The organism is Psychrobacter sp. AOP5-GZ1-6 (genome assembly GCF_052376345.1).
Lineage (GTDB): Bacteria > Pseudomonadota > Gammaproteobacteria > Pseudomonadales > Moraxellaceae > Psychrobacter.
The window spans coordinates 1-7,286 of sequence record NZ_JBQSVP010000147.1 but is presented as its reverse complement, the minus strand read 5'-3'; the positions used below and the strand labels follow the sequence as shown (position 1 = coordinate 7,286).

The 7,286-nt window shown below is 44.3% G+C and carries 5 protein-coding genes; all 5 read right to left on the bottom strand.

What is annotated here, in order from left to right:
* Positions 1 to 10: 10 nt before the first annotated feature.
* The 5 genes from ACT3RN_RS13545 to ACT3RN_RS13525 all read right to left on the bottom strand — a co-directional run bounded on the left by ACT3RN_RS13545 (position 11) and on the right by ACT3RN_RS13525 (position 7,099).
* On the bottom strand, positions 11 to 2,299 hold the full coding sequence (locus tag ACT3RN_RS13545) for a transglutaminase family protein (protein WP_192520435.1): 2,289 nt from the start codon (positions 2,297 to 2,299) through the stop codon (positions 11 to 13).
* Positions 2,296 to 3,309, bottom strand: coding sequence for a DUF58 domain-containing protein (locus ACT3RN_RS13540; protein WP_192520436.1), 1,014 nt, complete (start codon positions 3,307 to 3,309; stop codon positions 2,296 to 2,298). Before ACT3RN_RS13540 ends, ACT3RN_RS13545 begins: the two co-directional genes overlap by 4 nt.
* 76 nt (positions 3,310 to 3,385) lie before the next feature.
* Complete coding sequence (locus ACT3RN_RS13535; RefSeq protein ID WP_192520437.1) at positions 3,386 to 4,345, bottom strand: AAA family ATPase; 960 nt, start codon at positions 4,343 to 4,345, stop codon at positions 3,386 to 3,388.
* Between the two features lie 62 nt (positions 4,346 to 4,407).
* Positions 4,408 to 4,869: a c-type cytochrome gene (locus ACT3RN_RS13530; RefSeq protein ID WP_192520438.1), complete on the bottom strand. Its 462-nt coding sequence runs from the start codon at positions 4,867 to 4,869 to the stop codon at positions 4,408 to 4,410.
* Positions 4,870 to 5,011: 142 nt separating this feature from the next.
* Positions 5,012 to 7,099: an EAL domain-containing protein gene (locus ACT3RN_RS13525; protein WP_192520439.1), complete on the bottom strand. Its 2,088-nt coding sequence runs from the start codon at positions 7,097 to 7,099 to the stop codon at positions 5,012 to 5,014.
* Between the last annotated feature and the right edge of the window lie 187 nt (positions 7,100 to 7,286).

The window sequence follows — 7,286 nt, the reverse complement described above, 5'->3', positions numbered from 1 at the left end:
CTAAATAAACTTATAATAACTCGTGTACATTGTCCTTCAACTGCTTAAGCACTTTTTGGTACTCATTATCACCGATTTCAATGGTACTCAAGCGACCATAGCGTAACTGGCGGTAGTCTTGCCTAATTTGCATAATTTTTTCTTGGATAACGTCAGGGTGATCACTGTCCGTTAATGTACTAGCAGTACTGATCTTAGCTTCATTACTGACCTTAGCTGCATTATTGACATCTGTATCATTGCGACTATCAATAGCGCTGGCCAAGCGCTCAAGCCATGCCAGCTGACCTTCGTTATCGGTGCGAGCTAATGACTTATCTTGCTTAGCTATACGCTGTGACAGCTGAACCAGTGGCAAATCTGCTGGATGCCAGCGTTTTCGGCGACGATACCAGATGATAAATACCAAAACAGCCATGACCGTAATAGCACTCGCTGCCAACCAGACAATCTGCTGCATGATAGAGCTGATATTGAACCACTTAAGTAGCGAGTTAGATTGCTTATCCTGATCGTAGCCAACGACGTCTTTTTGCCAATAATAGCTGGCTTGATCTGAGAAACGACGTAAGGCTTGTAGCATTTGATACTGTTGATAGTTGATCTGTGCACCAGCGCCATCACCAAACATTGCTGCGCCCTGTGACTGTGTTAGCGCATCCATACCTTGCTCCACACGCTCAGGAGCGACAAAGGCAGTGGGATCGACACGTACCCAGCCTTGACCTTCAAGCCAAACCTCAGTCCACGCATGCGCATCCATCTGCCGAACTTCCCAAACATCACCGCCTCGACTCGGCTCACCACCTTGATAGCCTGCTACGACTCGTGCAGGAATACCCGCTGCGCGCATCATAAAAGTAAAGCTCGATGAGTAATGCTCACAAAATCCTGCTTTAGTATCAAACAAAAACTCATCAATACGGTTATTATTTAGCCGCGGCGGCGATAGCGTATAGCGAAAGTCTGTTCGATTAATCCAGCGCTCAATAGCTGCCATATAACGTACAGGGTCAGAGCCTGACTGTGCAAATAACTGCTTGGCCAGTGCTCGTGTTTGTGGATTGCCCTCACTTGGCAATGCTAAATTTCGACGCCTTAAATTATCACTAAGGACAGGGTCGATACGCATCGACGGAAACTGCAATACGTTATAGCGTAGCTGCTGCGTGACAGGCTGGTTATTTAATAACGTAAAATTTGAGGTGGTACTGATATTTGGTTGACTGGTAAACGGGTAATCAAGTCCAAACAGCCAGTTTTGCTGCGTGGGTTCTAAAATAACTTGATAAGTGCTCGGTGCTACTTGCTCAGCTTCAGGAACGGTAGCAAATACATTTTCAATCCAAGTAGGTCTTTGCGACACTGCTTGCCACTGTCGCTGCTGGGGGCTAGGACGCCACGTCACTCCATCAAAATCACTAAATACCAAACCACGCCAATAGAGCTGCTGCTGTGGTGGGCGGTTATTTTTAAACTCTACCCGAAATGCTAGCTCAGTTGACTGTCCTAAGTTAGCAAAGTCGCCAGGTGACATACTGTCGGAGACACCCGTGATTGCTTGCTGACCTGAGAGCTGAACGGACCATAGCGGCGGTAAGCGTGGAAAAAACAAAAACAACACTACCAATAACGGTAGCGCACCAACACCCAGCACACCCAAAGTACGCAGACGTCCATCACCACGAGCATTGCCATCATCATTTAATGCAATGAAAGCGAGCAACACGATAACCGCACCAATCACAACCTCTAAAGTCGTAAACAGCCCTTGATCCATCAAAAACAATGCAGCCAATACAAACAGTGATAAGTTCAACACCACATAGGCATCGCGGCGCTTATACAACTCCCAAAGCTTGCTAATGAGGCATAGCACTAAAAATGCCACACCCATATCTAACCCAAATGCCGTATTATAAGTCAACCACAAGCCAGCCAGACCTAATAAAAACCCAAGCATCTGCATGCCTTGATAAACACGCTTTAAACGGGCTATTTTTTTGAAGCGCGCTTTCACTTGTGGTAGCTGAGCGCTAATACTCACCACTGCAAAACCTATTAACCATAAAGGCAAGTGTGCAGCGTGCGGTAGAATGACAACCACTTGAGCAATGATGACCCAATAATACGCTGGTAGCGCAAATAATTTGCGGTGCCATTTACTATTACGGTTCAGCGCACTATCAGCGGTGGCGTTATGACCTTGTGCTAACTGCTCAAAGCTCGCAGAATTTACTGCCTCTATTGTGGCAGTGCTAGCAGATTGGTTGTCAGAAAAAACGGGAGAGTGACTCATGGTGCTTTCGCCAGCCTTAGCAAGCAAGCTTGCGCAAAGCCATCACCTTCACCCACCATTGCAGCAGACGGCATATCACTAGGTAAGCGCATATTAAATGGCACGCCAAGCTGGCCTAGTGTGACCACACCATAAGCCAATTGCGCCAGCTTTTGCTCATGCTGGGCGGCAGGCATGTCAGCATAATCTAGCGTTTGCTCATGACCGACAGGATCGGCGAAATGCTTGGTAAGCATGCCCTGACCTCGTGCCACATGTCCCCAAGACACGCGCGCCAACGACTCACCTTCTACATAATTATCGAGTCGCTCAAAATCATCTTGACCTTGCCGATGCTGTCCACCTACCGGTAAATCCTCTGCACTTGCGACAGCATACTGCGCTTGCCAGTCGAAAGCTTCTGGCTTTGGATACACCCAAGCTGTACGGGCAAAGTAGACATAAGACCATGCTCGCATGATACCTAAAGGATAAACGGTTTTTATTTTTAGACGTGGTAATTCAAGCTGGCCACGAGCATTGGTTTGAACAGGAAGTCGAATAATTTGCTCACCTTGCAGTCTAGCGACCAGTACAGAATGTTGACTATCGGCGTGCTTTTTCTTTTGGTTATCAAGCGACTCAAAATCAAATAACAGCTGTCGTCTTGGTTGGCGGCTCTCACTACGCAGTTGTAAAGTCACCCACGCAGGTGCGCCGGCCTCTACCATTGTTACCTCTAGGAGTTGCAGCTTTAGGCCTGAAATATGGGCAAACGTTACATGAAAGCTGATAAGCCAAACACTCACCAAATAAAAGCACAATCCTAGCACCAAATTATTGCCATAATTGATACCAGCGATAAAGGTGATCACTAGCAATACTAAAAACAGCATGCCTTCACGGCTAAAGAAGATGTATACGTTGCGCAAATTCAGAGTAGCACTATCGCTTTTAGGTGCGCGCGATGCAAACCAGCGACTTAATGCTGAGGTAATTGGTACGGTTAAGGCTTTTGGCAAAAGACTCATGACTACCCTATCCTTACCATTAATTGATAAGCTGACTGATCACTGTTTTGAAGTGTTCCACTATTAAATAATATTTTTAAATGACGACAGGCACTGATGCTAAGATTCGTTGGGCAATGGTTTGCGGTGAGCTCCCACCTGTCACATGAGCAGGTATAAAACGCTGACCGAGTCGATGGTCCGTTACAGCAGCAAACACGGCTTGGATGTCTTCAGGCGTGATCTCCATATGCCCTGACACATAAGCATGAGCCTGTGCCGCACGTTGTAATGACAGCACGCCACGCGGTGACAAACCATGATACTCTTGGCTCGCGCGAGTTTTTGCGACCAGTCTTTGTAGATAGTCCAGCACCACATCTGCGACATAGACTTGCTTGACGCCTTGTTGAGCGAGCAAAACGGCATCGGCATCGAGCACAGCCGATAAACTTTGTAGCAACTCACGACGATTCTGGCCTTTTAAAAGTTCACGCTCTGCCGCAGGTGACGGATAACCCAACGACAAACATAATAAGAATCTATCAAGCTGCGACTCAGGAAGCGGATAGACACCAGCTTGCTGCAATGGGTTTTGAGTCGCAATCACAAAAAACGGCTGCGGTAAACGATGAGTCTGCCCATCTTGACTAACCTGCCGCTCTTCCATCGCTTCTAATAACGCGCTTTGCGTCTTAGGACTAGAGCGATTGATCTCATCAGCGAGCAATAGCTGAGTAAAAATAGGACCATGGCGAAATTCAAACTGCTGCTTACTTTGATCATAGATACTCATTCCCAAAATATCTGCAGGCAGCATATCATTGGTAAATTGTACCCGATTAAAACTCAGCCCTAACAACTGCGCCAGCCCTTGTGCTAAGGTAGTTTTACCCATACCTGGCAGATCCTGCAGTAGTAAATGCCCACCTGCTAATATGCCACTGAGTGCGAGCTTCACCACTTGCGGCTTGTCGAGCACAATTTGATTCAGTTGCACCATTAACTGTTCAATTTTTTGCTGATTATGGCGATAGTCCGTCGTTTCATGCGTCATAGGAAGTCATTGGCTCGTTTTTTATGGCAATAGTAGTTATAACGTCGTTACAACATCAAATTTTACTTTTTATCATCATCCACTGCTGGTAATGGCGCACGAAGTGTTGATAAATAAGCAATCACATCAGCGCGTTCTTTAGCATCCGGCATTGGATTAGATAACATCTTTGAACCTGTCATCGCTTTTTCGGCATCAGCAATATAAGGGTCAAGTGTCTCAGCATCCCAGACCCAACCTGACTGTTTTAACCCTTCGCTATAAGTGTAATCGTTTAGCGTAGCAGCCGGTGCACCATAGATATTCATCAACTGTGGACCTTTTTTATTGAGTCCGGCATTGAGCCGATGGCATTGGCCACAGGCATCTTGGTAGATAATAGCACCATTATCCGCATCGCCTGCGGTATATAATGGTAAGGTTACAGGATCGCGGTGGTCAGGTGGTGGGCTATGCTTACAGGCACTGAGCGATAAAACAGCGACGAGAATACCACCTATTTGATATTTACTAATAATAGACATGTTTGGTAATCTTTGGTTAGAGAATATCAGCCGTATATAAACAACATAAATAAATACTGGCAAAAAGACAGCATTATTTGTCAGCTTATACACCAACAAATAATGCTTAAATGACAAATACCACAAAAGACATTATGGCATATTAAGTCGCAACATTTATCGTACTACTAGGCTCTTCTAAGTAATAACCTTGTAGATAGCGCGCACCCACACTCCAAGCAACAGACATCGTTGCAGCATCTTCGATATAAGGCATTAGCACATCAACATTGACTTCATTGGTTCGTCTAATAAGTGACTTCACCGTATCTAAGTTATCTGATGAGTCAATATCCTCCACATAGCTACGCGGCAAACGTGCCAAATCTGGCTGCACAAAACTAGCAATTTCTATAGATTTGGCAGAAGAGCCAAAATTATTGATACCTAGCTGACAACTGATCTTACTAAGCGCTGCAAACTGAGTTTTCGCGATGGTCAAATGATCTGAGATGTCTTTTTCATTAAACTGTAAGGTAAGTACACCTGCTGCACCGCCCACCGCTTTTATCAATTGGCTAGCAACACTAGGTAGTTTTTTATCAATCAATGACGCGCTTGTTAACTGTACCAACAGCCTAGCTTCAGGGTGCGTTTTACGTACATCATTTATTTTTTTACAGGCATTAATTAGCACCCAGCGATCTATCTTCTCTAGCAAATTATGCGTTTTGGCAACTGCCATGAATTGATCAGGAGTCAACACCGTATTCTCAGCATCGGCTAATGGTAAGCATAGATAGACCTCAAAGAAATCACTGCGATCATTATCAATATCATATATTGGCTGAAACGATAGCTCAAAACGATTGTTGGCGATGGCATCAACTAATGACTCCGCCAATGCGTTATCATCACTATTGGCATGTTCGCTTGGATCGTATAAATGGTAAGTGTCGCCATGATTAGATGTTTCAATCATAATCTGGTTGATGGCATCCATCGCACGCTCGAGCAATATATTTGGCTCTACCGTATTTTTGTCAATTTTGACAATGCCGATACTGACCGTCGTACTAGTAGTACGTTTCTCCACTTCAATAAGCATACTACTGATGTGCGAACCAATATGCTCAGCCAGTTCTTTAAGCTCTGAGCCGCTCTTGTCTTCTACAAGAATAGTAAATGCGGTATCACTGAAACGGCTAACATGTCCATCTGACACCAACTCATCTAATGCATACGCCACCTGCTTGACAGTAGCATCTATGCCTTGCAAACCTAGACTACTTCTAATTTTACCGATATTATCAAGCTGAACGTATAGTAGACCTGCCGTCAACAAGTCTTGGCGTGCTTGCTGATACACCGCTTCCATTTTTTCTTCAAAGCCGCGGCGATTGCTAATACCTGTTAGACTATCTTTACATTCAGCCGCAGCCAAACGCTCGGCAATTTCGGCGCTGTTACTGTGATCTTGTTGGATGATAACCTGAGTCACTGGCTCACCGTCTAAGGTTGCAGCAGCCAGCTGTAACTTTGCTTCAAAAGTACTACCGTCTGTTCGTATACTTTCAAACTTAAACTCTACTTCTTGACGATTACCTTTAGCAAACTGACGCAAAAACTGCTTAAACCCTTTGACGTTATCGCCACCTGCAATCAGGTCAATAATAGGTACACCAACGACATCATGCATCGAGTCAAAACCAAAAAGCTGAAGATAAGGGTCGTTGGCAAAAATATGGATGCCTTCATCTATATAGGCAACCGCACTTTTAGAGTTTTTAATCAAGACATTGGCACGTTGCTCAGCTTCAGAGAGTACATGTCGTAATGTTTTGAGCTCACGGCGACTGCGTAAGCTATCATGCTGCAAACAAATAGACATGACCACTGCCATTTCTTCGTCTACTTTGAGTGCTTTGACCATTGTACCGCTGATAATATTAGGTAACGCCTCATTATTACGAATTGGCGATGCCATCTTTTCATCCAACAGGCAAATCATAGGGAGATCAATATCTTGCTCTTGGACGATACCCACGACATCTGTGAAATTCATATCATAGGCATTACCAAATACCAAAACATCCCACGACTGTCGTAGCGACTTTAACAGCTCTTCTTTATCATCTAAAAATCCTAAATTCACATCATCATAATAACTACCTAATAAGTGCACAAGGTGCTCAGCGTATAGCTGATCGTCATCGATAACTAACAAATTCAAGATGGATTGAGTACGCATAATCAGCCTTTAAAACATGATCTTATTTTTATATGTTATTTTCGATATCTTACGCACATTCCAAAAGATCAACCTAGTACAGAGTGTACTATGAAGAATAGGATTAGCGATTTGTATAACACGGGTATACTTTTTAGATCGAAATAACATGCTTATTAACCACAGATATTATATAAACGAGAGTAAT

Bases quoted from the DNA above. Each gene is read 5' to 3' on its own strand.
- ACT3RN_RS13545 (WP_192520435.1), bottom strand. From the start codon at position 2,299: ATGAGTCACTCTCCCGTTTTTTCTGACAACCAATCTGCTAGCACTGCC.
- ACT3RN_RS13540 (WP_192520436.1), bottom strand. From the start codon at position 3,309: ATGAGTCTTTTGCCAAAAGCCTTAACCGTACCAATTACCTCAGCATTA.
- ACT3RN_RS13535 (WP_192520437.1), bottom strand. From the start codon at position 4,345: ATGACGCATGAAACGACGGACTATCGCCATAATCAGCAAAAAATTGAA.
- ACT3RN_RS13530 (WP_192520438.1), bottom strand. From the start codon at position 4,869: ATGTCTATTATTAGTAAATATCAAATAGGTGGTATTCTCGTCGCTGTT.
- ACT3RN_RS13525 (WP_192520439.1), bottom strand. From the start codon at position 7,099: ATGCGTACTCAATCCATCTTGAATTTGTTAGTTATCGATGACGATCAG.